Raw genomic sequence first — 25,732 nt, forward strand, 5'->3', positions numbered from 1 at the left:
TGTCGACGTGGGCCTGGAGTTCGCGGGCGTGGTCCGTGTCGCCGCGCAGGGCGGCGAGCAGACCGAGGTACGCCCGGCTGTGATGGGCGAACAGCGCGTGCCGGTGCGAGGTCGTCAGCTCCAGGCAGCGCTGTCCGGTCTGCTCGGCCTCCGCCCACTCGCCGACCGCGATCTGGTCGAGCATGATCAGGTGCAGCATCGTCATGCCGGTGACCATGGCCCCCGTCTCCACCTCGCGGTCCACGATGCGCTGGAGGTGCGGGCGGTACCGGCTGAGGGTGTCCACGTGGTACGCCGCGACCCCCAGTCTGCTGACGTCCCACGGTTCGAGGTCACGCAGTTCGGCGAAGGCGCGGTCCACCCGTGTGTGCACACCCGTACCGCGGCGCACCACGTCCCCCCAGGCGTCCTGGTAGATCCGGGAGAGCGGGGGCACCAGGTCGCCGAGGGAGCCCAGCACCTCGTGCGCCTGCTCCCACCCGGCCTCGTCGCCGGCGTACTGGCTGATCGCCAGCAGCAGGTTGACCAGACGCGTGAGCACCTCGCCCGGCTCCCGCGCCCCGCTGTCCCGGATGGTCTCGACCGCCGCCAGGACCTGGTGCCGGGACGACCGCACGTCTCCGTCCTCGTACAGCGCGACGTAGGCGGAGGTCACCACCGAGGCCGGGGACTCCTGCCTCCCGGACGCGGTGTCCGAGCGGACCAGGTGCTGCGCCTGGTCCAGCAGGCCCGCGTGTCCGGCGATGAAGGCCGCGTCGGCGATCCGGCGGGAGCGGTCCTCGCGGCTCTCGCTGAGTTCCGCCGCGCGGGTCAGCCAGGCGACGGCGGCCAGTGCCCCGCCGCGCCGGGTCGCGGACTGCGCCGCCCGCTCCAGCGCGGCCGCCACCTCCTCGTCCGGGTCCACCGTGGCGGCCGCCAGATGAGTGGCCCGCCGCTCCACGTCGTCCCGGTGCACCCCCGCCAGCGCCGCGTGCGCCGCCCGCCGCTCGTTCGGGGTCGCCATCTGGACCACCGTCGAGCGCACCAGCGGGTGCCGGAAGAGGAAGTCGCCGGTGAGCGGGTCGATGTCCAGCAGGCCGCAGGCCGCGGCCTCGTCGGCGTCCATCATGCGGTAACGCGTGCCCCGGGTGCGGCCGGCCGCCGTCCCCGCTCCGACGCCGTCCAGGGCGCCGCGCAGCAACTCGGCCCGCACCGGCCCGCCGAGGGACTCGATGCGCGCGCCGTACACGTGCTGGAGGCGCTGGGGGAGCGGGATGCCGGAGTAGCCGAGCAGTTCCTCGGGGGTGCGCTCCGCCCGGCGCCCCCGCACATAGGGAGGCAGTTCCAGCAGCGCCAGCGGGTTGCCCTGGGCCTCGTCCAGGACGAGACGGCGGACGTTCGGCTCCAGCCCCGGGTGGTGCATGTCCAGCAGTTCCTCGGAGGCCTTCTCCGAGAGGGTGGTCACCGTCAGGCCGGCCAGGGCGGCCGTGTCGAAGCCGGAGGGCACGTCGCAGCGCAGGCCGACGACGAGCTTCACCGAACTGCCGGTCAGCCGGCGCCCCACGAAACCGCACACCTCGGTGCTGGAGGTGTCGAACCACTGACCGTCGTCGAGGACCAGCAGCAGCGGCTTCTGCGACGCCGCGAGGGAGAGCAGGTCCAGGACGGCGATGCCGAGAGTCATGACGGAGGGCGGCGCGCTCTCGCTGCCCCTGCCGAAGACGACGTCGAAGACCCGGCGGTGGCCGTCGTCCAGCCGGTCGATGTAGGTGAGCAGCGGATACAGGAACTGGTGCAGCCCGGCGAACGGCAGCTCCGACTCGGCCTCCACCCCGGCCGCCCTGATCACCCGGTGCTTCTCGGCCGTCGCGATGTCGGCGGCGTGGTCCAGCAGAGCGCTCTTGCCGACCCCGGTGTCACCCCGCAGGACGAGGGCCCGTCCTCCCGGGTCCGTCACGAGAGCCGACAGCGTCTCCTGCTCGCTCTCACGGCCGACCATTGTCCCGACGCTCGACTCCACAGTCGCGCACTCCCTTCACCGCTGAACCAGTCCGGCCCGGACACTCCCGTCCGTGCGCGCGGATCGGCAGGCGTCATGGCGGGAGTACGTCGTCCTTGACGCCCGCCTGGCGAACACTTCCCCGCCGTCCGCCCCCTGGATCGAGGGTGTGTGCGGCCGGCCGCCGTGCCACACACCCGCTGTGTCCACAACTCACGCATACCTCGGGCACACCTTCACGCAGGAGACTAGATGCCTCCGGGGGGTTCCGTCACCTGGTATGGCCGAAATAGTTCTTGTTGAGGGACTTCCCGGCCCCCTACGGACCGTCCGGTCGGGCCCTCGGGAGCGCACGAGGAGTGTGTACCTTCTGCTGCGAGACATGTTCTGCCGGTCCGACGGCCCCGCCCGTCAGGAGGAACACTCCGATGCCCCACTCCGCCCGCGCGTTCTGGCTGCGCTCGCCGAGCCACGGCGAGATACGTGACGTCGTCCTGCCGGACCCCGGGGACGGTGACGTCGTGGTGCGCACGCCGCGGTCCGGGGTCAGCCGCGGCACCGAGACGCTGGTCTTCCGCGGTCAGGTGCCCCGCAGTCAGTAGGATGTGATGCGGGCACCGTTCCAGGAAGGCGACTTCCCCCGCCCGGTGAAGTACGGCTACCTCAACGTCGGCGTCGTCGAGGCGGGTCCGGCCGGCCTGACCGGCCGGACGGTGTTCTGCCTGTACCCGCACCAGACCCGTTACGTCGTCCCCGCGAGCGCGGTGACCCCGCTGCCCGACGGCGGGCCCGCCCGGGCGGGCCCTCCTCGCCGGCACGGTCGAGACCGCCGTGAACGCCCTGTGGGACGCGGCGCCCCTGATCGGCGACCGGATCGCGGTGGTCGGCGGCGGCAGGGTCGGCTGCTCGGTGGCGGCCCTGCTGGCCCGCCTTGGCGGACGGCTCCACCCAGAGCCGGGAGATCGCGATCTTCGGCACCTTCGCCGAGGACGGCCACTTCCGGAACCTGAGTGAGACCGGCTTCGACATCGCCGCTGATTCCCGAACGATCGGAGTACGACATGCCCCGCCTGACCGATCCGGACGCCGCGTCGTTCCCGGCCGAGACCCGCGCATTCCTCGACACCCTGCCGCCCGACCCGATGGTCAGGATGATGTCCCACTCCGCCGGGACGGTGCAGCCGTTCGTGCAGCTCGCCAGAGCGCAGTTCACCTCGCTGGAGCTGTCGGCTCGCGCCCGTGAACTGGTGATCCTCACCGTCGCCGAGTACACCGGCAGTACCTTCGTCGCCGCCCAGCACGACCCCATGTCGCAGTCGGCCGGGGTCGGCGAGCGGACCCGGCAGCTCATCCGTGCCCGGCAGATCGACAGCCCCGAGCTCGCGCCGGCGGACCGCGCCTGGCGCTACGGGGTCATGGTGCTCGGCGCGCTGCGGGACTGCACCTGCACGAAGTGACGGTGATACGGGGCAGTTCGGCGCGGCCGCGGCCGTCGGGCGCTCCTGGGCGCGGGGCCGCTGGGTGTGTTCCAGAGGCGCAGGCCGCTCCGTGATGTGCCGCCACCTCGCGGTATCGCGCTGTCGGCCGACAGGCGCTTCGGCGGAGCGAACCCGCCTGGAGGTGTGCGCTGTTCGGGAGACATGCAGTCGGTGGCAGGGCGTGTGCCCGCGCCGTGGTCAGCAGCAGGGCAGGTGATCCGGATACTCCTCGGCGTGACGCCGGTCACGGGAAGTTTTTTCGCGTCCACATGTAAGAAACAGGTCGCTGCGCGCATTCCCCGGTGTGAAAGCCGAGACGAGAGGAGGGCGCGTGACGCCTGCCGAGCGCTTCCACGGTGTCTACGAAGACCACTACTCGCGTGTCCTTGGCTATGCCACGAGCCTGGTCGGCAGGCAGATGGGGGAGGACATCACCAGCGAGACCTTCACCATCGCCTGGCGGCGGGTGGGCGACATCCCCCACCCGCCGCTGCCCTGGCTCCTGGGTGTGGCCCGCAACCTGGTGCGTGAACTGCGTCGCCGGGACGGCCTCCGGTACATGCTCGCCGCCGAGGAGGCACACCGCATCAGCAGCGGCCGGACCGACACCGGTGACATCGCGACGGTGGTCACGGACCGGCACGCCGCGCTTCAGGCCCTTGCGAGCCTCTCGGAGACCGACCGGGAACTGCTCACGCTGATCGCCTGGCACGGCCTGAGCGCCCGAGATGCCGCTCGGGTCCTGAACTGCACCGTCGCGACCCTGACCGTCCGGCTGTACCGGGCCCGGCGCCGTCTGGAGAGGGCTCTGGAGACGGCACAGGTGCCAGAGACGGCACTGCCCGTGGACGCCGCACACATCTCATGTCCCGCACATGGCCAAGGAGCGCCTGCATGAAGAACCCCACCAAGCGATCCGGGCGGCCCGACGTCATGAAGGCGCTCGCGGACGCGCGGCCCGGCGCGCTGGATCCCTCCCGGCTGTCGGATCCGACGCGGCAGCGGCAGGACTTCGCCCGCATCACCGCCGAAGCCTCGGACGACGGCCGCGCGCCGCGCCGCAGATGCGGTTTCCGTCCGCTGGGAGCGGTGGCCCTCGTAGCCGTGGCGGCGTCGGTGGTGGTGGCCGTGGGTACGGTCGGCCGGCAGGCACCGGCCGACCGGCCCGTCGCCCAGCCGCGTTCCTCCTCGGGGACGCAGTCGTCGGGCACCGGCAAGGACGTCCGCGTCGACGGTCACATCGAACTGCTCAGCGCGGCCAGGAACGCGGCGGCCTCGGCCGCCGAGGGCACGTACTGGCAGACCACCACGCGGTCGCAGAACGTGGACGTCGCCGAGGCGAACGAGCGGTCCTTCGCCGTGGGCAACTCCTCGACCCAGGAATGGTCGGTGGGTGTGCGGACCGGAACCAGGAGTCTGATGGTCACCGGACTGGACGACGTGACCGAGCCGTTGACCGCGGCGGACGAGGCACGCTGGCGTGCCGCGGGCTCGCCCCGCAACGTCACCGTGAAGGCCTGGAAGAAGGGTGACGTCGACAGGTCGTACACGTTGGGAAGCGGCCGGCCGACGGTCATGCGGACGAACGTCGATGACAAGATCTACGCCGTCGGTCCGGACAACGTCTCCTACCAGGACCTTCGGGCGCTGCCCGCCACAGGCGCGGAGCTGCGCCGCTACCTGGAGGGACTGTACGCGCAGGGCAGCAGCGCCGACAGCGGCACGTCGGACCGCAGCACCTGGATGCTGCGTCAGGCCGGCAACCTCGTCACGATGCCCGTGACGCCGGCCGTGCGGGCGGCGGCGTACCGTGTGATGGCCGCGCTGCCCGGAGTGCGGGTGGTCGGGCACGTCACCGACCCGCTGGGGCGCGAGGGTGTCGGCGTCGAGTTCCCCGAGACGTACCGGACGGCGTTGGGCACCACGAAGCAGCGGCTGATCGTCGATCCGGCCACCGGCGCGATGCTCTGCGATCAGCTCCTGCTGGTGGCACCCTCTGTCAGGGCCGAGGCGGCGGGCCTCGAGGCGGGCACGTCGGTCAACTACCAGGCGACCACCCGGATGAGCTGGGGCGAGCACCAGATCAGCGTGCCGAAGAACGCCCGCGGCTGAGCCGAGCCCCAAGCGGCGTGGCCCGCGCGAGGCAGGGCGGCACGCCGCCCTGCCCATGGCGGGCAGCGGACGGCCGGGGCGGGGACTGCCACTGACACGGCACGGCGGATCCCCGAAAGACGGCTCATGTCCCTGACCGCGTCCGCCTTGTGCGGGGCGGAGCGCCGTCTCGGCGCCACGGCCCGCGATTTCGGCGCCGTGGCCGGTCCCCGGCCTCCGGGCGGTCCCTGGCGTGTCCGTGGTGTCCCGGTCCGAGCTGCCGTGGAACCTCTGCGCGGCCTGGGCCGGCTCCCGTGACGTTCGTGGACGACACCTGTGCCGACGTCAGGTGTCCGTGCCCCCTCTCCCCCGATTCCTCCCCCTCTTCCGAGAAAGCCTGTACCCATGCGCCTTCCCAGGCCTTATCTGTCGGCGTCCGTGGCGGTCATCGCGTCCGCACTCGGCGTCGCCGCCTACCTCCACCTGCCCGAGGGCGGCTCCGCCCGGTCCGCGACCGTGCAGGACGCCGCCCGGGCGGCGGTCGGACAGCAGGCGCCCGCGCCCGCCGCGCCCCGCACGACGGCCCGGCCACGGCCGCCTCTTCCCGCCCGGTTGCCGGGGCTCGGGCCCAAGACCCTCGCGCGCATCCCGGCCGCCACCCGCCAGGTGCTCCTCGTCACGGGAGCGGGCAGGACATCGGCGTCCTCGAAGGCCGTGCTCTGGCAGCGTGTCGACGGGGGCTGGCGTCCGGGCGCGGTGTGGGCCGCGCACAACGGCTACCGGGGGTGGACCGACGAGCACTACGCGGGCGACCTGCACAGCCCCATCGGCGTCTTCGGCCTCACCGACGCCGGCGGGCGTCTGGCCGACCCCGGTACCAAGCTGCCGTACCACCGGTCCGGTGCCTTCTCGGTCGGTGGCACCGGCTTCGAGGGCGAGCCGCTCAGCGGGGCCTTCGACTACGTCGTCGCCATCAACTACAACCGGCAGCCCGGTACGTCACCGATGGACGGCGCCCAGCCGATGGGCGCGAACCGCGGCGGGGGCATATGGATACACGTCGACCACGGCGGCCCCACGCACGCCTGCGTCAGCCTCTCCAAGTCACACATGAAACGGCTGCTGCGCGCCCTCGAACCCGCTGACCACCCGGTCGTGGTGATGGGTGACGCGGCCTCCCTCGCCCGGTGATCCCGCGCGCGGGCCGGCAAACACTACACCGAGCGGTCCAACGTCGGCGTCTTCGGTCCGGCCCTCGGCGACACGACCATCGCGCCGCCCGTCCTCACACCCGGCATCTCCCGGAACGGGAACGCCGTCCGGGCCTACCTGCCGCAGTACGACGACGGCGCCCGGCGAGGAGGTCTCCGATCCCAACGGCGTCTCCCCGGCCGAGGACGTCGCACGGTACACCCTTCCCGCGAAGGACAGCGCATACAGGCTGACCCTGGACACCTCCCGTGATCCGGCGCTCACACCGGCCAGTACCCGTGTCAGGACGGTGTGGACCTTCCGTTCCGCCGAGACGCCACAGGGCGCGTGGCCCGCGCTGCCGCTGTCCGTGGTCCGCTTCACGCCCCGTCTGACGTCGGCGAGTACCGCGAAGGCGGGCCAGAGGTTCGACGTGGCCTTCCACATCGAGGGCGCCGCGGCGGGACATCCGACAGCGGTCCCGGGGAGTGTGTCACACACGTGCGGGTCCGCCCGCACTGTGCGGACGGACCCGTGATCGAGCGCCGGACAGGTCGTGCACCACGCGGTCGCCTCAGGGGAACTGCCGGATGGTGGAGACCCCGCCGCCGAGCCGTACGTCCTTGCCCCGCGCCGTCTCCCTCGCCCATGCCAGGGCCATGGCCGGATCGCCGTCGACGGTGCCGTGGGGGTGGTCCGGTGGTGGGGGTCAGGCCGCGAAGCCGACGTTGGTGACGTATTCGTACTGGCCCCACTCCGAGCCGAGGTCCACCGTCGCGTCGTTGATCCAGGCGTCGTCGAGGGCGTCCTCGTCGTCGTTGGCCCAGGCCTCCACGATCCGGTCCCAGTGGCGCACGTTGAGGGTGCGGAAGGAGACCACGCGCTGGTGCGGGCGGGTCACCTGGGACTGGTTGAGGGGATGGAACTCGACGCGGGTGCCGCGGCCCTCGCGGTTGGGGCGGGCGGTCAGGTAGCGGGCCACGTTGTGGCGGCGGACCGTGCGGTAGGCGGTCTCGATGGCCTGGAGGGGCTGCGTCTGCCGTCCAGCCAGGCCTTCAGGGTGCGGTCGGTGACGGTGAGGCCGGCCTCGCGGGCCGCCCGGCGGGCGTGGTCGGTGCGGTTCAGGTAGTGCAGCCGGGCGAGCAGACCGCGGCGCTGCGTGATCGGGGTGGTGACGAAGCCGGCGAGTGCGTCGAGCTGGCGGGCCGCCGCCTCGTGCCACTTGACGCCGCGGGCTCCGAACTTGCCGAAGTCGATGTTCCTCTCCGGCATCTCTCCACTCCTCGCTGCGCGGCCGGGTGACGGGTGCTCATGAGGGTACAGCGGTTCACGTGTCGTCGTCGGACGGCCCGGTGGCCACCGTGTACACGTCCTTGACCTTCACCTCGGCGACGCCCCGGCCCTCGGGGAACACCGCCCGTCAGTCGCCGGTGACGTGCAGTTCGTCGGTGCCCATGGCGCGTAGACCATCAGGCCCTCGTCGTAGGCGCGGTGGGCCTTCCACCACAGGTTGGCGAAGGCCTGGGAGCGGATGAGGTGCATCCAGTCGGTGCGGTACAGCTCGCGGTTGTAGTTGGACTCCCCCAGCGTGGAGACGAACTTCGAGTACATGGCCTTGACGTACTCCAGCGTCACCTCGTCGTCCTCGGTGATCGCCCGGTCCCGGGCGTCCTTCAGGGCGACGCGGAACTTCTCCAGCAGGCCCTCCGTCGCGCCGGACGTCCACGACTCGTGGATCCGCGGCGGTTCGCACAGCCCGTACTTCGGGCCCGACACCCGCAGCAGCAGGCACAGGGTGGGTTCGGTGACCCACAGCGGGCCGGGTTCGTCACGGCTGCCGATCGGGTTGGGCAGGAAGGCGTCGTGCTCCCAGGCGGGCGGGGTGATCAGGTGGACGCCGACGCGGCGGCGGTCGTGCTGGTCGCCGGTGGAGTGTTCGAGCTGGCCGAGCGGGAGGTGGGTCTTGAGCGCGCTGAGGTAGGCGCCGTTGACGTCCAGGGCCGTGATCTCGTGCTCGTCGGGCGGGAGTTCGGGCCTCGTCCACTTGGGGCGGGCCTCCCAGATCTGGTCGGCGCCGCGGGAGGACTGCTTGCGCAGCACGTCGGGCAGCCAGGGGTGGGCGACCAGTTCGTAGCGGCCGCCCTTGCGGCTGTGGTCCAGCAGGGCCATCGCGTCCGGGATCGCCCGTTTCACCAGTGCCGCGGTCGCCGCCTCGACGTCTCCGGAGTGCTCGGCGAGGGCGGCGGCGACGGCGGAGCCGGTCAGGTCCGGGGCGTCGGCGGACTTCAGGCGCCGGCCAACGGGCACGACCTTGACGCCGCGCCGCGGGGGCACGGGCGCGGATGTGGGTGTGGGTGTGGATGCGGATGCGGTTCTGCCGCCGTGGTCCGGGAACCGGGGGCGGTCGGCCGCGTCGCGCCGTCGGGTCTCGGGTGTGCCGAGCCGGGTGGGGGTCGAGGGGGATGGTGCGTCCTGCGCGGACGGGGTCGAGGGGGACGGTGTGTTGCAGTCTGCCGGGTCCAGGTGCTGGGCGAAGCCCGCTACCTGGTGGTGGGCCGGCTGTCCGCACAGGACACAGGGCTGGGGAGTGGTGAGCACCTCCCCGTCGTCACCACCATGGACGACCGCCCGAGTGTCGTCGGGTTCCTCCGGGTCGCCGTCCGCTTCGGCGCGGCGGGACCCGGCGGCGACGGCGGCGAGCTTGGTGCGTGCCCCTTCGAGGAAGTACGCGTACTTCTCCCGGGTCTCACCGCTCGGGTCGCGGCCGGTCTCCCAGCCTGCGACCGCGGACGAACTGACCCCCAGGGCCTGGGCGAGCTGGGGGCGGGAGAGGTTCAGCTCCTCGCGCAGCCTGCGCCGTTCCGCGGCGGCCGGCAGCGGGACCTCGTTCCTCGCCCCGGCGAGCAGGGCTCGATCGCTCCGAAGTCCGTCATCGCACCGCCCCCTCGACGGCGGTGGTACGTGCGCCGCCGGGTGTGCGGCGGCGGGCGACGGGCAGCGCCTCGACGGCCCGGGTCGGTCCCGCGAGGAGATCGAGCGCGTCGATGCCGTAGTGCGCGGCGACCGCCTCGCAGTCGCTCAGACTCCACGCGGCGGTGCCGGACTGACGGCGGCTCACCTGGGCCTGGGTGACCCCCAGCGCCTGGGCGAGCCTGGTCTGCGATTCGCCGGTGGCGTGCAGAAGCGCCGCCACCGCCGACCGGACCCGCTCCTCGAGGTTCATGCTCACGCCGCCGCCCCTATCGCTCGAAGCGCACCCGTCATACGGATAGCGCATCGCCGTTCGCCGGTTCGGCGGTCGGCCCGGGAGGCTACAGGCCCAGGTCGAGGGCCAGGCACGAGTAGTACTTCCAGCTGCCTTCGGGGGTGTACGAGTCCTTGGCGCCGCCGGGGGCGGCCTCCACCTCCTGGGTCATCTGGTCGAAGCGGATGCGCTCGGGGAGCCGGCCGAACCGGGCGTGACGCAGTTCCGCCGCGGCGGCGTCCGTGGTGAGTTCCTTCTTCATGACCATTCTCCACTTCGTGGATCGCATCCCTGCTCGTCGCCTGGACGGATATCAGCATGCCCCTTCGATCGTCACCAGTCAAGGCGGTGACGGAAGCGTGAGATCCAGACCCGGCGCGACCTCTCCACGTTTGATCAGGTCGGCAGTCAGCACATCCGCGAGTGGCAATGTTCGAAGGGGCCATGTGAAGGTCCGCGGATACCTCTGGTGCGTCCGCGCCCTCGCCCCCGAGGGGACGGAAGCGGGGCTGGGGCAGGATCATCGGCGTCCGCTCCGTCCGGCGTGACCGTGGGAACGGTGATCCTGGGATGGTCCAGCAGCCTGTTCTCCGGGTCCGCGTACCAGGGGTCGTCGGGCGCGGCGGCCAGTCGGTGCCGGTAGTTGTGGATCACCACGTTGACGTTGTCCGGTTGGTCCACGACGCTGCCGCCTGTGCGAACTCGGCCTCGGTGAACTGCCGTCGGGGCGAGTCGCGGTGCCAGACGACGCGCGCCAGGCCCTCCCGGTCGCGCTGTAGCCCCTGCCGTGCCACGCCCGGTCAGGAAGTAGAAGAAGTACCAGTAGCCCTCCTCCGGCGAGGGGGCCGGCGGGTTCTGGGCGGCGGCCGGGTTCTGGATGAGGTAGCCGTCGACGGAGACCGGACCGGTGCGGCGTCCGGGCCGCAGCGCGGCGGGGAGTCGAACGGTCAGTGTGCGGCCGCGGCGGGTTCCGTCTTCTTGCGGGCGCGGTAGGCGGCGGCCTTGATCCTGTTGCCGCAGGACTCCATGCCGCACCACTGGCGCCGCATGCCCCGGGAGCGGTCGATGTAGACGCGCGTGCACTCGGGGTTGCCGCACTCCTTCATCAGGGGGACGTCCGGGCCGCTGAGCAGTTCGACGGCCTGCCGGGCGACGGTCGCCAGCGCCTGTTCGGGGGTCGCCTCGGTGAGCCGGCCGTTCTCGGTGAGCTGGGGCGTCACCGGGGTCTTGCGGGCGGCGGCGTTGACCGTCTCGAGTGCCTCGGGATCGAAGCCCTCGCCGAGGCGGCGGTCGGTGACGAGCCGGTAGACCGCCTCGCGCACGGCGGTCGCCTCCCGGACGTCGTCCTCGCCGCCCGGCGTGATCGTGTCCACCAGCCCGGACTCCAGGTACCAGGCATTCAGCCGCTCCGGGGTCACGAACATCTCGAACCGGGTCGAGCGCCGGGCCCGGAGCGTGGCTGCGAAGTCGAGAGCCGGGTGGCCGCATACGAACACATGGTTAAGATTCACATCACCATCTTGACAGGTGACTCCAGGCGAAGCAAGGGTTCGTCACCGCTCCAGGTGGTGCGCGGTCGTGGGGCGTGCACGGAATCGTACGGCAGTGCGGGAGTTTTGTAGAGGTCAGGGCCCGGTCCGGGAGGGTTTCCTGGTCCCCCTGCCCGCCGCTCCCGGCGCCAGCCGCAGTTCGCGGCCCTGCCACCGCCGGCGCAGCCAGCGGTCGTGGCTCGCCACGACGATCGCGCCGGGGCCGGGGCCCAGCGCGGCCTCCAGTTCGTCGCACAGGGCAGGGGAGAGGTGGTTGGTGGGCTCGTCGAGCAGCAGCAGCTGGGGCGGGCGGGCCACCAGCAGGGCCAGCGCCAGGCGCCTGCGCTGCCCCACGGAGAGTTGCCCGACCGGCTTGCCGAGGTCCGCGTCGTGCAGCAGGCCGAGGGAGTTCAACGGCACCTTCTCGGCCCGCTGTACTCCCAGTGACAGCTCGTAGGTGTCCCGGACCGTACGGTCGGGCCGTTCGAACACGGTGTCCTGGCTGAGCAGCCCCACCGTCAGCCTGCGCCGCCGGTGCACCTCGCCCTCGGCGGTGAGCCGCCCGGCGAGCACGGCGAGCAGCGTCGACTTGCCCGCCCCGTTGCCGCCCGTGACCAGCAGCCGGTCGGTCGGCGACACCTCCAGCGCGTCCAGCGCCAGCCGGCCGGGCACCCGCACCCCGTGCAGCGCCATCAGCGGCTGCGGGCCCTCCTCGGCGTGTGCCGCGAGTTCGCCGCCGGTGAAGCGCAGCGGCCCCGGCGGTTCGGCGACCCGGGTCCGCTGCAGTTCCTCCAGCCGCCGCGTGGCGTTGCGTACCCGCCGGGAGACCGAGTTCTGCACCCGGCCCGCCCGGTGGCCGTAGCCCATCTTCTCGTTGTCGGTACGACCCCGGTCCGGCGCGACCCGGTGCGCGGACACGCCCGCCGCCTCGCGCAGCGCCTCCAGTTCCTCCTGCTCCTCGGCGAACCGCCGTTCCCAGCGCTCCCGTTCGGCGCGCTTCGCGGACAGGTAGGCGCTGTAGTTGCCGCCGTAGCGGACCGGGCCGTCCACCGCCGGGTCGAGGTCGACCAGGTCGGTGCAGACCGCGTCGAGGAACGCCCGGTCGTGGCTGGCGATCACCACGGTGCCGGGCAGGCCGCGGACCTGCTCCTCCAGGAAGGCGGCGGCGCCGTCGTCCAGGTGGTTGGTCGGTTCGTCCAGGAGCAGTGCGGACGGGCGCCGTACCAGCAGTGCGGCCAGGGCGAGACGACCGCGCTGGCCACCGGAGAGCGATCCGAGGGCGCGCTCGTGCCCGAAGGCGCCGAGGCCCAGGCCGTCCAGGACCAGGGCGGCGCGGCGGTCGGCGTCCCAGGACTCCCGGTCCTGGGCCAGTTCCAGGCGGCGGCCGTAGGCGTCGAGGAGTTCCCGGTGGCCGGGGTCGGCCTCCGGGACGAGCGCCAGCCGCTCGCCGAGCCGGTCCAGCTCGGCGAGGTCCTCGCGGGCCTCCCGCAGGGCCTCGGCCAGCACCGTGGCGATGGTCGACGACGCGTCGAACCGCATCTCCTGGTGGAGGAAACCGAGGTCGGCGGGGCGGGTGACGCTGCCCGCGTCGGGTTCGTCGACGCCGGCGAGCACCCGCAGCAGGGTGGACTTGCCGACGCCGTTCTCCCCGATCAGGCCGATGCGGTGGCCGGGGGAGGCGGTCAGGGAGACGCCGTCGATGACACGACGACCGCCCAGGCTGCGGACGAGGTCGTGGGCGAGCAGAGCGGGCTGGGGCACGGAAAACCGTCCAAGGTGATCGGTGGTCGGCCCGCCGGGCACGGGGCCTCGGACGCGGGCCACGTCACACACCGGCGGCTCACACCGCGGGAGCCCCCGCATCCTTGAGCGTCCCGTCGGCCAGGCGCAGCCGGCGGTTCACGCCGATCTCCGTGAGGAACCGCTCGTCGTGGCTGACCACCAGGAAGGCGCCCTGGTAGGAATTGAGCGCGCTCTCCAGCTGGCCCGCGCCGACCAGGTCGAGGTTGTTGGTGGGCTCGTCGAGCAGCAGCAGGTGCGGGGCCGGTTCGGCGCACAGCACACACGCCAGGGTGGCGCGCAGCCGCTCCCCGCCGGAGAGCACCCTGACGGGCAGATGTGCCCGCGCGCCCCGGAAGAGGAAGCGGGCGAGCAGGTTCATCCGCTCCGCGTCGGACCGCTCGGGTGCGAACGCGGCGAAGTTCTGTGCGACCGTGCGGTCCAGGTCCAGCAGGTCCAGGCGCTGTGAGAGATAGGCGATCCGGCCGTCGTTGCGCTTGATCTCCCCGCTGTCCGGGGCGAGTTCGCCGGTGATCAGCCGCATCAGGGTGGTCTTGCCCGCGCCGTTGGGGCCGGTGAGCGCGATCCGCTCGGGGCCGCGGACGGTCAGGTCGACCCCGCCCGCCGCGAACACGTCCTGGTCTCCGAGGCGGACCTGCATGCCCTCGCCGAGGAAGAGGTTGCGGCCGGCCGGTACCTGGGTGTCGGGCAGTTCCAGGGTGAGGCGCTGCTCGTCGCGCAGTGCGCGGCCGGCCTCGTCGAGGCGGGCCTTGGCATCGCTGACCCGGGAGGCGTGCACGGTGCCGGACCTGCCCGCGGCCTCCTGCGCGCCGCGCTTCATGTTGCCGGCGAAGATCTTCGGCAGACCGGCGTTCTTGAGGTTCTTGGCGGCGTTGCTCGCACGGCGCTCGGCGCGTTCGCGGGCCTGCTGCATCTCCCGCTTCTCGCGCTTGAGTTCCGCCTCGGCGTTGCGGACGTTCTTCTCGGCGACCTCCTGCTCGGCGCGCACCGTCTCCTCGTACTCGGTGAAGTTGCCGCCGTACAGGCGCAGTTCGTCGCTGCCGAGTTCGGCGATCCGTTCCATGCGGTCGAGCAGCGCGCGGTCGTGGCTGACCAGCAGCAGGCAGCCGGAGAAGTCGGAGAGCACGTCGTAGAGCTTGTGCCGGGCCTCGAGGTCGAGGTTGTTGGTGGGCTCGTCGAGCAGCAGGACGTCGGGACGCCTCAGCAGCTGGGCGGCGAGGCCGAGGGAGACGACCTGGCCGCCGCTGAGGGTGCTCAGGCTGCGGTCCAGGGCGAGGCCGGCGAGGCCGAGGCGGTCGAGCTGGGCGCGGGTGCGCTCCTCGATGTCCCAGTCGTCGCCGATGGTGGTGAAGTGCTCCTCGTCGACGTCGCCGGACTCCACGGCGTCGATGGCGCGGATCACCGCGTCGACGCCGAGCACCTCGGCGACGGTGAGGCCGCCGGTCAGCGGCAGGCTCTGTGGGAGGTGGCCGAGGGTGCCGCCGACCGACACCGAGCCGGTGGCGGGCCTGAGCTCACCGGCGATCAGCTTGAGCAGGGTGCTCTTGCCGGAGCCGTTGGGGGCGACCAGGCCGGTGCGGCCGGGGGGCACGGTGAAGGACAGGTCGTGGAAGACGGGGGTGTCGTCGGGCCAGGCGAAGGACAGGTTCGAGCAGACGATGGAAGCGTCGGACACGGCGATGACCTCGAACGGTGTGAGGGCAGGGAAGAGACCTCTGCCCAGGGCAGACGTGGGAAAAGGGGTACGACGAGACGGGCCACGTCAGCCGCGCTCCTGTGCGCCTGCCGGTGGCCGTCAGAACCGGGTCTCACCCGGAGATGTCGTCTTCACCCGCCACGTCTGTCACTCCTCGATACACGGTCAACGTCTTCCTGAGCCTAGCAGCCGATGCCCCGCGCCCGTTCCGTACGGGACTCGTACGTGTGTGCTCTGCGACATATGCCGTCGGGCTGGTCCCGTCTGCCACGTTGTTGACAGGCCGAGGAAGGCCGTGTCACGATCGTCACCAGTTTAACAGGTGACGATGTCGTACGAGGGTCCGACAGTGTTCACACGTGTGGGTACATCCGGCAGCGCCGGATCGTCGCCGCCTCGAAGGAGCACACTGGCATGACAAAAAGGCCGAAGCGGGGGTCCGAGGGCGCGCCGGTGGGCCGGCGGGCGATACTGGGCATGCTCGGGGCGGGTGCGGCGGGGCTCGCCGCGGCGCCCTTTCTCCAGCGCGGCTGGGAGAGCTTCCTCGCCACGGCGTCCCAGGTCGACGCCACGGGCCTGACCGGACTCCTGCCCGACCCGGGCGGCTTCCGGTACTACAGCGTCGTGGGCTCGGTGCCGCGCAAGGACGAGACGAACTACGCGCTGCGGGTCACCGGGCTGGTGGAGCGGGCCAGGAGCTACACCCTCGACCAGCTGCGCGCGATGCCGCAGACCCGGGTGGTGCACGACGTCGTGTGCACCGACGGATGGCGGGTGGAGAAGACGCCTTTCGACGGGGTGCGGTTGGCGGACATCCTCGACGACGCCGGGGTGCGCTCGCCGGGCGCGGCGGTCCGCTTCACCTGCTTCGACGGCGCCTACAGCGAGAGCCTCACCCTGGAGCAGGCCCGCCGTTCGGACGTCCTGGTGGCGCTGAACATGCAGGAAAAACCCATCACCCACGAGCACGGCGGGCCGGTGCGCCTCTACGTGGCCCCCATGTACTTCTACAAGTCGGCCAAGTGGCTGTCCGGTATCTCGGTCACCGACAAGGTCGTCCCCGGCTACTGGGAGGAGCGCGGTTATGCGGTCGACGGCTGGCTCGACGACGCCGACCGGCACGGTGACGCGGCCTGAGGCGGCCGAGCGGCTCCGCCGCTTCACCGCCGCCGAACGCTGGGTCCACCGGACCACCGGCCTGCTGATGCTGGTGTGCCTGGTCACCGCCGCCTGCCTGTACCTCGGGCCGCTGGCCCTGCTCGTCGGACGGCGGCACCTGATGGTCACGCTCCACGAGTGGTCCGGCATCCTTCTGCCGCTGCCCGTCCTGCTGGGACTCCTGTCGCCCGCGTTCCGCGCGGACCTGCGCAGGCTCAACCGCTTCGCGGTGCACGACCGGCAGTGGCTGCGCGCCGTCCGCAGGCGACGCCACGGGCCCGGAGTCCGTCCGGCCGGCAAGTTCAACGCGGGGCAGAAGCTCTACGCGGGCTGGATCGCCGGTGCGGCGCTGGTGATGATGTCCACCGGCCTGCTGATGTGGTTCATGGGCCTGCTGCCCTTCGTCTCCCGCACCAGCGCCATCTTCGTCCACGACATCCTGGCCTGGGCGATCGTCCTCGTCGTCCTCGGCCATCTGCGCAAGGCCTTCGAGGACCCGGAGGCCAGACTCGGAATGCGAACCGGATACGTCAGCCGGTCCTGGGCCGAGCGGCACCACTCACGGTGGCTGGCGGAGGACCGCACGGGTACCGAAGCCGGGAAAGCCGGGAAAGCCGACAAGGTGCGACATGTCCCATGAGCGGGGACGGGTCGTGCCGGAGGGCTCATGGGCGACCGCAGCGTGCCGGACGCGGAAGAACCGGTGCCGTACGGCCGGGGACAGGCCTCCGCCGGGGTGCCCGGCGGAGAGCTGACCGCCGTCCTGAACCGGGCCGTGCACCAGAACGCCCATCACCTGAATGCGGCGGCGGCCGTCTACCTGCTGGCTCCCGACGGCGGCGAACTGCGTGCCGCCGTGATCGGCGGCCGCCCGCCGTTCGTCCCCACCCTGCCCGGCCGGATGACCCTGGACTCCCCGTACGCCTCCGCGCGCGCCCTGGCCTCGGCAGCTCCGGCGGTCCTGGCGGACCCCGATCCCCTCGCCGACCCGCGCCACGACGCCCTCGTTGTGACGACGCCGCGCTGCTGCTGGCCCGGTACGAGGGGACGGACGGCGGCCGGGCCACGCGCGTGGCCGGGATGCACGTGCACCGGCGTGATCTGCGGGCGGTCCGGGAGGCCCGCGGCTTCGTGCCCGAGCACCTGGACGACTGGGGCCTGGCGGACATGTCGGACGACCTCACGCTCATCACGTCGGAGCTCGTGACGAACGCGCTCGTCCACGCGGGCAGCGATGTGGACGTGCGGCTGCGGGTGACCGGTGACCGGCTCCGGCTGGAGGTGCGGGACGCGGACGCCGACCCGCCGGTGCCGGCCGCCTACTCGCTCACCGAGGAGGGCAGCGCACAGGCCGAGCACGGGCGCGGCCTGTACCCGGTCGACGCGCCGGCGCACACCTGGAACACCTCGCCGAGCGGCCGGGGCAAGACCGTGTGGCTGGAGATGGACATCCCCGGTGCGGACGGCGAAACCGGCTGACGGCAGTACGGGGGCCGTCGTCTGACCTAACACGTTTTTCACCGGGCGGGCCGGTGCCGTCGGTGTACAGACCGTCAACTGACTGATGTGGCGGGGTGGGCTGTGCGGCCAGGGTGGAGCCGGGTTCGAGACAGCCCGCACAACCCGCCCCTTCGATTCGGCACACCCCCTTTCGTCACCGCCTTAACCGGTGATAAAGTCTGGCTCAGTCTTCGGCGAGCCCGAGCCTGCCCCGGGGCGCATACCGAGGTCACGGAGGTACCCGCGGACGCCGTCCGCGGTGAGTCCCGTCGGCCCGCCCACTGTCGTTCGCGATGTGACGTGCACATGTGTCGCCGCAGCCGGGCGCACACCTACTTCTCTGATGGGAAAGCGATGAAGAAAGTTCTCACTGTCCTCGCGGCCGGCGTGCCGCTTGCTGCGGCGGTGTACCTGCCGACCGCCTCGGCGGAGCCCCTCACCTCCGTCGCCGCACCGCCGGCCTGTGCGGCGCCGTCGGTGAAGGCCCCGTCCGGCACCAAGGTGGAGTCCGTCACGGCGGTCCGCCAGGAGGGCGGCACCATCCACGGCACCGGCCTGCTCGGCGGCGACGTCTCCGGCGTCCCCGCCTTCTGCCAGGTCACGGTGACCATCACCCACCCGGGCGACAACGACCACGCCAAGGTGCAGACGTGGCTGCCCCTGACCAAGTGGAACGGCCGCTTTCAGGCCATCGGCGGCAGTGCCTACAGCGCCGGTGACAACGGCGTCGGACTGGGCACCGCCGTCAAGAACGGCTACGCGGCCACCACCACGGACGCCGGCATCGGCGACGTCCTTGACACCAGCTGGGTGCTGAACAGCAAGAACCAGGTCAACGCCGCGCTGCTGAAGAACTTCGCCTCCCGCTCCCAGCACGAGGCCGCGGTCGTCGGCAAGGAGGTCGTGAACGGGGTTTACGGCAAGCGTGCCGCCTTCTCCTACTTCACCGGCTGCTCCACCGGCGGGCGCGAGGGCTACATGGAGGCCCAGCGCTACCCCGACGACTACGACGGCATCCTCGCGGACGCGCCCGCCATCAGCTGGGACGAGTTCGAGGTCGCCACCCTGTGGCCACAGGTCGTCATGAACAACGAGAAGACCTACCCGACCGACTGCGAGTTCAAGGCCTTCACCAATGCCGCAGTCAAGGCCTGCGACAAGCTCGACGGCGTCCGGGACGGCCTGGTCGACGACGCGTCCCGCTGCGACTTCGACCCCCGCCGTCTGATCGGCACCAAGGTCGTGTGCGACGGCAGGGAGCTGACCATCACGGCGGCCGACGCGAACGTGGTCCGCAAGATCTGGGACGGTCCGCGCACCGCCTCGGGCAAGAAGCTGTGGTCCGGTGTCCCGGTCGGTGCCGACCTGAGCGGTCTGGCCGGCACCACGACGGACACCGACGGCACGGTCAAGGGCGCGCCCTTCCAGGTGCCCGCCCTCTGGACGCAGCTCTTCCTGGAGAAGGACCCGTCCTTCGACGTCTCGAAGATCACCTACAGCGACTTCACCCGGCTGTTCAAGCAGTCCGAGGCCGAGTACGACAAGGTCATCGGCACCGACGACCCGGACCTGTCCGCCTTCCGCAAGTCCGGCGGCAAGCTGCTCACCTGGCACGGCGGCGCCGACCAGTTCATCCCGACCGACGGCACGGTGCAGTACCGCGACCAGGTCGTGCGGGAGATCGGGAGCGCCAGCAGGACCGCAGACTTCTACCGTCTGTTCATCGCCCCGAACACCGCCCACTGCGGTCTCAACGGCCTCGACGGCTCGGCCGACGGCCTGGCCGCGCTGACCTCCTGGGTCGAGCACGGCAAGGCGCCCCGGACGCTGCCCGCCACGCTGATCAACGCCGACGGCAGGCAGGTCGAGCACGACCTGTGCAGCTACCCCGCGGTGTCCCGCTACAGGGGCCACGGAGACCCGGCCCTCGCGTCCAGCTTCCGGTGCGTCTCCCCGTCCCGGCACTGACCGGCCCCGCGACCACCCTCTGACCTGAGAAAGGCCGAACCGACATGAGCACGCAGACAGCCACGCCGGCGAACGCGGCGGGCGAACGCTCCTCCCTGCTGAGGCTTTACCTGACCCGCGGTGTCCTGGCGGTGGTGTGGGCCCTGGCGTTCGCCAAGGCGCACGAGGACGTCGACGCCGTGGCGATCACCCTGCTGGTCGTCTACCCGCTGATCGACGCGGTGTCCTCGCTGATCGACCACCGTGCCACCCCTGAAGGGTCCGAGCGCCGCGTCATCGCGTTCAACGGAGTGCTCAGCACAGTGGCCGCCGTCGCGCTCGGTGCCGCCGGCGCCGGCGGTGTGGCACCGGTGCTCCATGTCTTCGGTGCCTGGGCCCTCGTCTCCGGTGCCGCCCAGGTGGTCGTCGGGGTACGGCGGCGCGGTCCCGAACTGGGCAAGCAGTGGCCGACCCTGATCTCGGGCGGTCTGTCCTTCCTGGTCGGCATCACCTACAACATCCAGGCCGCGGGCGACAACCCCTCGCTCGACGTGCTCTCGGTGTACGCCACGGGCGGCGGGGTGTGGTTCATCCTCCAGGCCCTGCTGCTGGGCTGGAAGTCCCGCCAGCTGCGCACCCGTACCGTCTGACGGCCGTACCCCTCCGGGGCCCGACCCGGCCCGCGCCTCCCCCGGCGCGGGCCGGGACGTTTCCGTGTGCGGGCCTGGCCGTTCTCGTACGAGAGCCTGGGCGTTGCCGTGCGGGGCCCCGTCAGCCGACGCGGTAGCGCACCGGGAGGGACAGCACGCCGCGGATGATGCCGGAGCCGATCCACTCCAACGACTCCACCGGAGCGGCCAGTTCGAGTTCGGGCACGCGGGAGAGCAGGACCCGCAGGGCGGTCGTGGCCTCCAGACGGGCCAGCGGGGCGCCCAGGCAGTAGTGGATGCCGTGCCCGAAGGCGAGGTGGCGGGCGCCCGGCCGGGCCACATCCAGCGCGGCGGGGTCACCGCCCTCCGGCTGCGGGGCGTCGCGTCCCGCCGCGCCCAGGGCCACGACGACCATGCTGCCCCGGGGGACGGGCACCCCGCCCAGCTCGATGTCCTCGGCCGCGTAGCGGCTGGTGGAGCGTTCGACGGAGGTGTCGTAGCGCAGGAACTCCTCCACCGCGCCGGGCATCAGCTCGGGGTGCTCCCGCAACAGCCGCAGCTGCCCCGGGTGTTGCAGCAGGGCGAGCACGGCGTTGCCCAGCAGGTTGACGGTGCTCTCGTGGCCGGCGACCACCAGCATCATGGCCGTGCCCACGAGTTCCTCCTCCGTGAGCCGGCCGTCCTCCTCGTCGTGTACGGCGACCAGGGCGGACAACAGGTCGTCCCGGGGACGGCGCCGCTTGTCCGCGACGAGCTCCGCCAGCAGGCCGTGCAGCCCGGCCAGGGCCGCGCGGTGTCCGGGCGAGGCCACCTGGAGCGCGTGGCCCGCCCAGCGGCGGAAATCCTGGTGATGCTCCTCGGGGATGCCGAGGAGTTCGGCGATGACGGTGGCCGGCAGCGGGGCGTTGAACGCCGAGACGAGGTCCGTCTCGCCCGCCGGTGGCAGCGCGTCGACGAGACCGTGGGCGATCTGCTCGACGCGCGGTGCGAGTTCGGCGGTACGGCGCGGGGTGAAGGCGGCCGCGGCCAGTCGGCGCAGCCGGGTGTGCTCGGGCGGGTCGGCCTCCATCATCTGCGCGCCGAGACCGACCGACGGCCTGTGCAGGACGTAACCCGCGGCGGCCAGTGCCTCCGCCGCGGGCGTGGCGTCCTTGAGCAGGGCGGGGTGGACCAGCGCCTCCCGGGCCAGGTCGTGACCGACCACCACCCACCCCTTCAGGCCCAGGTGGAACTCGGCCGGGTGGATGGGGCCGAGCTCCCGCAGCCGGGCGTACCGGGCGGGGGCATCGGCCTTGAAGGCGGGATCGATGACCACCCGGCCGTCGCGGTACGGGCATTCCTCGTCGAGGCTCATGGCGCATCTCTCCCGTTCTCGCCGTCGGACCGTCGTCATCAGAACGAGCCGGGGACCGGGGAAGTTCAGGGGGCGGACCCGCGCACGAAGGCGCCGAAGGGGCACGCGCGGTGCGCGTGCCCCTTCGCCGCCGGGAACCCCCGGGAGGGAGGAGGAACTCAGTTGTCGTTGTTGAAGAGGGTCAGCACGCGCAGTACCTCCAGGTAGATCCACACCAGTGTCGTGACGAGACCGAAGGCGGCCAGCCACGCCTCCTCGCGCGGGGCGCCGTAGGCGACGGCGTCCTCGACCTGCCTGAAGTCCAGGGCGAGGAATCCGGCGCCGAGCACGATGCCGACGATCCCGAAGAGGATGCCGAGGCCGCCGCTGTGGAAGCCGAGTCCGTTGCCCGCGCCGAAGGCGGAGAAGAGCAGGTCGGCGGCGAGCAGCAGCAGGAAGCCGGTCGCGGCGGAGGCCACGAACCCGGCGAACCGACGGTCGACACGTATCCAGCGCATCCGGTAGGCGAGGAGTACGGCGGCGAAGACCGTGAAGGTGCCGAGCACCGCCTGGACGACGACACCGGGGGAGAGGTACGTCGAGACCGTGCTGGAGAGCACACCGAGGAACACGCCCTCGAACGCCGCGTAGCCGAGGATCAGCGCCGGGGACGGCGTCCGCTTGAACGACTGGACCAGCGACAGGACGAAGGCGACGAGGGCGGCGCCCACGGCGAGACCGTAGGAGCGGCCGAGGTCCGCCTCGTCGACGGGCAGCAGCAGCCAGGAGAGCACGGCCGTCAGGGCGACGGTGCCGAGCGTCGTACCGGTGCGGACGACGACGTCGTCCATCGTGACGGCGTCGCCGGTGCCCGCCGCCGAGGTGCCGGCAGCGGGGGCGTACGGGTTGTCCTGGTAGCCGTCCGCCGGCCGGCCGCCGACCGTGGCGCCCACCGGCTGGGGCGCCCGGGCCGGCTCCGGGGCGCGGGCGGCGCCCCAGCGGGAAAAGACCGGGTTGCTGGTCCTCACGTTCTTCCTCCTCGTCCGCCGCACACACGCGGCCTGCGGCAAAGTGTTGTCATCGGGGGCCTGGGGCGGCATACGTGTGGCAGTGGCCACGCACCGGCTGACGACGGCAACCCTGTTCGTCACCACTCTGACAGGTGACGCAGGTGGAGGCAAGTCATTCGCGGGCAGATCCGGCCGGCTTCATTCGGAGGGTGCCGCCGGGCCGCCGAGCAGCTCCCGCAGGAAGCCGTCCCAGTTCAGGCCGTCCAGCTCCGTCTCGGCGGAGGTGATCCGGTAGGTCGCGTCCAGCCACTCGGCCAGCTCGGCGGTCGGTACCTCGAACAACGCCTCGACCTCCTCCGATTCGAGGAGCAGCCAGGACGCGGGCTGCCTGCCGGGCAGCGTCGGCCACATCCGTACGTCACCGGTTCCGCTCATCGCCGTGATGCCCCGGTGCAGGAGTTCGCGGCCGAAGAGCCAGACCAGGCTCGGTCCGCGTTCCGCCAGGAACTCGACCGTGATCACCGCGGGCATGTCCGGGTCGAAGCGGAACCTCGCCCGTATCGGCAGCCGGGTGAACTCGTCGAGCATCTGGTCCAGGTCCAGGAACAGCGAGGGCACGAGCTCGGGCGCCGAACGCGCCCGCAGGGGTGGCAGGTCACGGTGCATCACAGGAGTTCCCCTCCGTGGGACGAAGTCTGTGTCCACCACTCTTGGCCGGGGGGCACCACCGGCACATCGGTCAGTTGACGGTCAAGGCGGGAGCCGTGGTGCGGCAGGGACCGGAGCGTGATCCGCGGCGCGGACGGCGCCTGACGTAAGTCACATGTCTGCCGTGCATCTTCACCCGGTGACCGTGCCGGGCGACGCTGCCGCACTGCACACGCAGGTACACGGCGAACCCCCGCCCGCGGCCGGAAGGAGAAAGGGACCACGGGCGGGGGCGTCGGGGCGCTCCGGTGTCAGGTCACCGGCGCGAGGTTGGGGCCCGTGGTGCCGAGCTGCTCGGTGGAGACCACCGGGGGCACCGGCCAGGTCACGCCCTTGGGCGGCCAGCTCTGCCCGGTCGCTTCCAGGAACCCGGCCGGCGGCTCGTACAGCGGCGGCTGGTTCCCGTCCGGGATCATCGAGGCCCATCCGACGCCGTCGGTACGGTCCTTGTACTCCTGTTTCGTCGCGTCCAGCGGGTCCGGCTGCTCGATCAGGTCCACCGCGGCCGCAGCCAGGTAGCGGGCGGCCGACAGCAGCGCCTGGTGGCCGATGTTGGTGGCCGCCGTCGCCGTGACACCCCAGTTGTGGTTCGGGATGCCGGGCGGGTAGGCCGCGGACAGCAGCACGGCGGTGGGCACCTGCCAGCTGATGTCGGCGGTGTCGGTCGCCAGCCCGCCGGTATAGGCGGCGGCCGGGGGGAGCGAGCGGGGTCAGCGTGGTCGGCAGCCCACCTCGGGCTTGCCCAGCGACTTCTGCACGGCCTTCGCCAGGGCGTGGTCGGCGTCGGTGAACCGTGGGGCGCCGATCTGCTGCATGTTGTCGTTGAGCAGCTCCGCGCCGGCCTTGTTCGCGAGGAGGTTCCAGGTCGCGGAGTGGAACTTGTGCACGAGGCGGGTCTGGCTGGCCTGCGCGGCGGCCTTCCCGCACTCCACGTCTTGTCGTACAGCACCTGGGCGCGAGCCGGGCTGCCCTCGCGGACGAAGAACCAGATGGAGCACATGTCCGGGGTCACGTTGGGCGCGCCGCCGCCGTTGATGATCGCGTAGTGGAAGCGGCCCGACGGGGCGACGTTCTTCTCCCGCAGGTACTCCGACATCGTCGCCATCAGCAGTGCGCCGTCCAGGCGGCTCTTGTTGCCGAGCGGGGTGCCGCCGTGCCCGGAGGCGCCGAGGAAGGTGAAGGTGGCCGAGACCAGCGCGCTCGTGGTGTTCCAGAACGGCACCGTGATGCTGAACGGGTGCCAGTCCAGGAACGCGTCGAGGCCGTCGTAGACGCTCTCCCTGACCGCGTACGCCTTGCCGACGAGCTGCTCCTCACCGGCGCTGCCGAACAGCTTCCGGGCCTTCAGGCCGCCCGCGCGGATCGCCCGGCGGCGGTGCCGCCCGCCCCCAGGGCGTTGTGGGCGTCGCCGTGACCGGCACCGTAAGTCGGGCCGTAAGCGTCGTAGTTGTAGACCAGCGGGTCGTGGCTGCCCACACCCTTCTTCTGCGACAGGCCGGCGCGTCGTACTCGGCGTTGAAACCGAGCGCGGGACCCTCGGTGCCGTACGTGGCGACGAAGGCGGTGGGGAAGCCCGCCGCGCCCCACTCGACGGTGAAGCCGTTGTCCTTCAGGAGTCTGGCGTGGGCGAGGGAGGACTTCCACTCGCGCAGCGACAACTCCGCGTGCCGCCACACCTCGTCGCTCAGCGGACGGAATGGCCGTCCTGCGGGACCGTGCCGAGGGCCGTGACCTGTGGCACGTCGGCATACCGGGCTCGGAGCCCGGACAGCTCGTCCTGCACCCCGACGGGCGGCTGGTCCTGGAGGCCTGGCCCGCGGTTCCGCTCCGGGGCTCGGGCGACATCGACCGCAGGGTGGCCGCCGCCGTCACCGACCAGGGCCGTCTGGTCCTCACCGACCCCGACGGGGGCCTGCGCTGGAGCAGGGATCCGCTGAGCGAGGCCGAACTGGCCGCGTACCGGCCGGCGACCGGCTGCTGCCCGGACAGGTGCTGTCGGCGCCGCCGCACCGCGGCGATCACGGCATGCCTGGCCTCTGCGTCAGCCTGCCCGGCGAACCGGTGCACGGCATCGAGGGCCCCCTCGTGACCCCGGAACACCGCGAGGTCGGGCGGGAGCTGCCGGGGGACCTGGTGGGTGCGCGGGGTGGCGGCCTGCACGAGACGCCGTCGCTCGGACTCGTCCAGCTCGAGCGAGTCCAGCAGTTCGCTCAGCGTGGAGCGGCGCGGCAGGCTCCGGCCCCGTTCCATGTCGCTGATGGCCCGGACACTCACCCCCGAGGCCTCCGCGAGACCCTCACGTGTGAGTACCGACCGCTGCCGCATCTCCCGCAACAGGCCGCCGAACATCTCCTTGCTCATCCCACTCCCGCTGTCGTGCCCTGGGATGCCTGCCGTGAGCTCGGCGTCATACTCCGCG

Annotated in this window: 22 protein-coding genes and 5 pseudogenes; 11 read left to right on the forward strand and 16 right to left on the reverse strand. The window is 71.9% G+C overall.

Annotated elements, in window-relative coordinates:
* Positions 1 to 1,978: AAA family ATPase (locus ACZ4UV_RS49575; protein ID WP_451019443.1), on the reverse strand; the 1,978-nt coding region annotated here is incomplete at its 3' end.
* 428 nt (positions 1,979 to 2,406) lie between these two features.
* On the opposite strand from ACZ4UV_RS49575, the pseudogene ACZ4UV_RS49580 reads away from it, so the two are divergent.
* The 5 genes and pseudogenes from ACZ4UV_RS49580 to ACZ4UV_RS49600 all read left to right on the forward strand — a co-directional run.
* Positions 2,407 to 2,917: pseudogene (locus ACZ4UV_RS49580) on the forward strand (MDR/zinc-dependent alcohol dehydrogenase-like family protein); the annotation flags it as partial.
* Between the two features lie 122 nt (positions 2,918 to 3,039).
* On the forward strand, positions 3,040 to 3,435 hold the full coding sequence (locus tag ACZ4UV_RS49585; protein ID WP_451019444.1) for a carboxymuconolactone decarboxylase family protein: 396 nt from the start codon (positions 3,040 to 3,042) through the stop codon (positions 3,433 to 3,435).
* Between the two features lie 352 nt (positions 3,436 to 3,787).
* Positions 3,788 to 4,354 (forward strand): RNA polymerase sigma factor, encoded by a 567-nt coding sequence (locus ACZ4UV_RS49590; RefSeq protein ID WP_467848966.1) that lies wholly within the window; start codon positions 3,788 to 3,790, stop codon positions 4,352 to 4,354.
* On the forward strand, positions 4,351 to 5,568 hold the full coding sequence (locus ACZ4UV_RS49595; protein WP_467848970.1) for a CU044_5270 family protein: 1,218 nt from the start codon (positions 4,351 to 4,353) through the stop codon (positions 5,566 to 5,568). Before ACZ4UV_RS49590 ends, ACZ4UV_RS49595 begins: the two co-directional genes overlap by 4 nt.
* Positions 5,569 to 5,952: 384 nt before the next feature.
* Positions 5,953 to 6,738: a L,D-transpeptidase family protein gene (locus ACZ4UV_RS49600; RefSeq protein WP_451019447.1), complete on the forward strand. Its 786-nt coding sequence runs from the start codon at positions 5,953 to 5,955 to the stop codon at positions 6,736 to 6,738.
* 580 nt (positions 6,739 to 7,318) lie between these two features.
* Here ACZ4UV_RS49600 and ACZ4UV_RS49605 read toward each other — a convergent pair.
* The 8 genes and pseudogenes from ACZ4UV_RS49605 to abc-f form a co-directional block, all read right to left on the reverse strand.
* Positions 7,319 to 7,417, reverse strand: a pseudogene (locus ACZ4UV_RS49605) (dihydrofolate reductase family protein); the annotation flags it as partial.
* A 30-nt stretch (positions 7,418 to 7,447) separates the two neighbouring features.
* Positions 7,448 to 8,010 (reverse strand): annotated as a pseudogene (locus ACZ4UV_RS49610) (transcriptional regulator).
* A 55-nt stretch (positions 8,011 to 8,065) separates the two neighbouring features.
* Positions 8,066 to 9,671 (reverse strand): annotated as a pseudogene (locus ACZ4UV_RS49615) (helix-turn-helix domain-containing protein).
* Positions 9,668 to 9,967, reverse strand: coding sequence for a helix-turn-helix domain-containing protein (locus ACZ4UV_RS49620; protein WP_451019448.1), 300 nt, complete (start codon positions 9,965 to 9,967; stop codon positions 9,668 to 9,670). The pseudogene ACZ4UV_RS49615 and the gene ACZ4UV_RS49620 overlap by 4 nt, the downstream one beginning before the upstream one ends.
* An 82-nt stretch (positions 9,968 to 10,049) precedes the next feature.
* The gene (locus tag ACZ4UV_RS49625) at positions 10,050 to 10,244 is read right to left on the reverse strand and encodes a hypothetical protein (protein WP_390035345.1); all 195 of its coding nucleotides are present in this window, start codon (positions 10,242 to 10,244) and stop codon (positions 10,050 to 10,052) included.
* Positions 10,245 to 10,929: 685 nt separating this feature from the next.
* Positions 10,930 to 11,493 (reverse strand): CGNR zinc finger domain-containing protein, encoded by a 564-nt coding sequence (locus ACZ4UV_RS49630; protein ID WP_451019449.1) that lies wholly within the window; start codon positions 11,491 to 11,493, stop codon positions 10,930 to 10,932.
* A 114-nt stretch (positions 11,494 to 11,607) separates the two neighbouring features.
* Positions 11,608 to 13,272: an ABC-F family ATP-binding cassette domain-containing protein gene (locus ACZ4UV_RS49635; protein WP_451019450.1), complete on the reverse strand. Its 1,665-nt coding sequence runs from the start codon at positions 13,270 to 13,272 to the stop codon at positions 11,608 to 11,610.
* Between the two features lie 79 nt (positions 13,273 to 13,351).
* Positions 13,352 to 14,986, reverse strand: a complete 1,635-nt coding sequence (gene abc-f / locus ACZ4UV_RS49640; protein WP_451019451.1) for a ribosomal protection-like ABC-F family protein — start codon at positions 14,984 to 14,986, stop codon at positions 13,352 to 13,354.
* A gap of 435 nt (positions 14,987 to 15,421) precedes the next feature.
* On the opposite strand from abc-f, the gene ACZ4UV_RS49645 reads away from it, so the two are divergent.
* From ACZ4UV_RS49645 to ACZ4UV_RS49665, 5 genes are all read left to right on the forward strand, one after another.
* Positions 15,422 to 16,144: a molybdopterin-dependent oxidoreductase gene (locus ACZ4UV_RS49645; protein WP_451019452.1), complete on the forward strand. Its 723-nt coding sequence runs from the start codon at positions 15,422 to 15,424 to the stop codon at positions 16,142 to 16,144.
* Positions 16,092 to 16,805, forward strand: a complete 714-nt coding sequence (locus tag ACZ4UV_RS49650) for a cytochrome b/b6 domain-containing protein (protein WP_467848986.1) — start codon at positions 16,092 to 16,094, stop codon at positions 16,803 to 16,805. Before ACZ4UV_RS49645 ends, ACZ4UV_RS49650 begins: the two co-directional genes overlap by 53 nt.
* A 446-nt stretch (positions 16,806 to 17,251) precedes the next feature.
* Complete coding sequence (locus ACZ4UV_RS49655) at positions 17,252 to 17,644, forward strand: ATP-binding protein (RefSeq protein ID WP_467848989.1); 393 nt, start codon at positions 17,252 to 17,254, stop codon at positions 17,642 to 17,644.
* 375 nt (positions 17,645 to 18,019) lie between these two features.
* Positions 18,020 to 19,633, forward strand: a complete 1,614-nt coding sequence (locus tag ACZ4UV_RS49660; RefSeq protein ID WP_467848991.1) for a tannase/feruloyl esterase family alpha/beta hydrolase — start codon at positions 18,020 to 18,022, stop codon at positions 19,631 to 19,633.
* A 44-nt stretch (positions 19,634 to 19,677) separates the two neighbouring features.
* Complete coding sequence (locus ACZ4UV_RS49665) at positions 19,678 to 20,262, forward strand: DUF308 domain-containing protein (RefSeq protein WP_451019456.1); 585 nt, start codon at positions 19,678 to 19,680, stop codon at positions 20,260 to 20,262.
* 121 nt (positions 20,263 to 20,383) lie between these two features.
* Here the strand turns inward: ACZ4UV_RS49665 and ACZ4UV_RS49670 are convergent, their stop codons facing one another.
* The 6 genes from ACZ4UV_RS49670 to ACZ4UV_RS49695 all read right to left on the reverse strand — a co-directional run bounded on the left by ACZ4UV_RS49670 (position 20,384) and on the right by ACZ4UV_RS49695 (position 24,789).
* On the reverse strand, positions 20,384 to 21,616 hold the full coding sequence (locus tag ACZ4UV_RS49670; protein WP_467848996.1) for a cytochrome P450 family protein: 1,233 nt from the start codon (positions 21,614 to 21,616) through the stop codon (positions 20,384 to 20,386).
* Between the two features lie 158 nt (positions 21,617 to 21,774).
* Positions 21,775 to 22,623, reverse strand: coding sequence for a Bax inhibitor-1/YccA family protein (locus ACZ4UV_RS49675; RefSeq protein ID WP_467849000.1), 849 nt, complete (start codon positions 22,621 to 22,623; stop codon positions 21,775 to 21,777).
* 180 nt (positions 22,624 to 22,803) lie between these two features.
* Positions 22,804 to 23,271 (reverse strand): SsgA family sporulation/cell division regulator, encoded by a 468-nt coding sequence (locus ACZ4UV_RS49680; RefSeq protein ID WP_467849003.1) that lies wholly within the window; start codon positions 23,269 to 23,271, stop codon positions 22,804 to 22,806.
* A 293-nt stretch (positions 23,272 to 23,564) separates the two neighbouring features.
* The gene (locus ACZ4UV_RS49685) at positions 23,565 to 23,951 is read right to left on the reverse strand and encodes a hypothetical protein (protein ID WP_467849008.1); all 387 of its coding nucleotides are present in this window, start codon (positions 23,949 to 23,951) and stop codon (positions 23,565 to 23,567) included.
* Between the two features lie 72 nt (positions 23,952 to 24,023).
* Entirely contained in the window at positions 24,024 to 24,245 is a 222-nt protein-coding gene (locus ACZ4UV_RS49690) for a hypothetical protein (protein ID WP_451022159.1), read from the reverse strand.
* Positions 24,246 to 24,657: 412 nt separating this feature from the next.
* Positions 24,658 to 24,789: a hypothetical protein gene (locus tag ACZ4UV_RS49695; protein WP_467849186.1), complete on the reverse strand. Its 132-nt coding sequence runs from the start codon at positions 24,787 to 24,789 to the stop codon at positions 24,658 to 24,660.
* A 220-nt stretch (positions 24,790 to 25,009) separates the two neighbouring features.
* Here ACZ4UV_RS49695 and ACZ4UV_RS49700 point away from each other — a divergent pair, with 220 nt between their 5' ends.
* Positions 25,010 to 25,402: a hypothetical protein gene (locus tag ACZ4UV_RS49700; RefSeq protein ID WP_467849192.1), complete on the forward strand. Its 393-nt coding sequence runs from the start codon at positions 25,010 to 25,012 to the stop codon at positions 25,400 to 25,402.
* Positions 25,403 to 25,485: 83 nt separating this feature from the next.
* On the opposite strand, the pseudogene ACZ4UV_RS49705 reads toward ACZ4UV_RS49700, so the two are convergent.
* Positions 25,486 to 25,674 (reverse strand): annotated as a pseudogene (locus ACZ4UV_RS49705) (helix-turn-helix transcriptional regulator); the annotation flags it as partial.
* Between the last annotated feature and the right edge of the window lie 58 nt (positions 25,675 to 25,732).

It is taken from the genome of Streptomyces sp. NPDC028289, from assembly GCF_055565975.1.

Bases quoted from the DNA above. Each gene is read 5' to 3' on its own strand.
- ACZ4UV_RS49585 (WP_451019444.1), top strand. From the start codon at position 3,040: ATGCCCCGCCTGACCGATCCGGACGCCGCGTCGTTCCCGGCCGAGACC.
- ACZ4UV_RS49595 (WP_467848970.1), top strand. From the start codon at position 4,351: ATGAAGAACCCCACCAAGCGATCCGGGCGGCCCGACGTCATGAAGGCG.
- ACZ4UV_RS49600 (WP_451019447.1), top strand. From the start codon at position 5,953: ATGCGCCTTCCCAGGCCTTATCTGTCGGCGTCCGTGGCGGTCATCGCG.
- ACZ4UV_RS49625 (WP_390035345.1), bottom strand. From the start codon at position 10,244: ATGAAGAAGGAACTCACCACGGACGCCGCCGCGGCGGAACTGCGTCAC.
- ACZ4UV_RS49645 (WP_451019452.1), top strand. From the start codon at position 15,422: ATGACAAAAAGGCCGAAGCGGGGGTCCGAGGGCGCGCCGGTGGGCCGG.
- ACZ4UV_RS49650 (WP_467848986.1), top strand. From the start codon at position 16,092: ATGCGGTCGACGGCTGGCTCGACGACGCCGACCGGCACGGTGACGCGG.
- ACZ4UV_RS49660 (WP_467848991.1), top strand. From the start codon at position 18,020: ATGAAGAAAGTTCTCACTGTCCTCGCGGCCGGCGTGCCGCTTGCTGCG.
- ACZ4UV_RS49665 (WP_451019456.1), top strand. From the start codon at position 19,678: ATGAGCACGCAGACAGCCACGCCGGCGAACGCGGCGGGCGAACGCTCC.
- ACZ4UV_RS49670 (WP_467848996.1), bottom strand. From the start codon at position 21,616: ATGAGCCTCGACGAGGAATGCCCGTACCGCGACGGCCGGGTGGTCATC.
- ACZ4UV_RS49680 (WP_467849003.1), bottom strand. From the start codon at position 23,271: ATGCACCGTGACCTGCCACCCCTGCGGGCGCGTTCGGCGCCCGAGCTC.
- ACZ4UV_RS49700 (WP_467849192.1), top strand. From the start codon at position 25,010: ATGGCCGTCCTGCGGGACCGTGCCGAGGGCCGTGACCTGTGGCACGTC.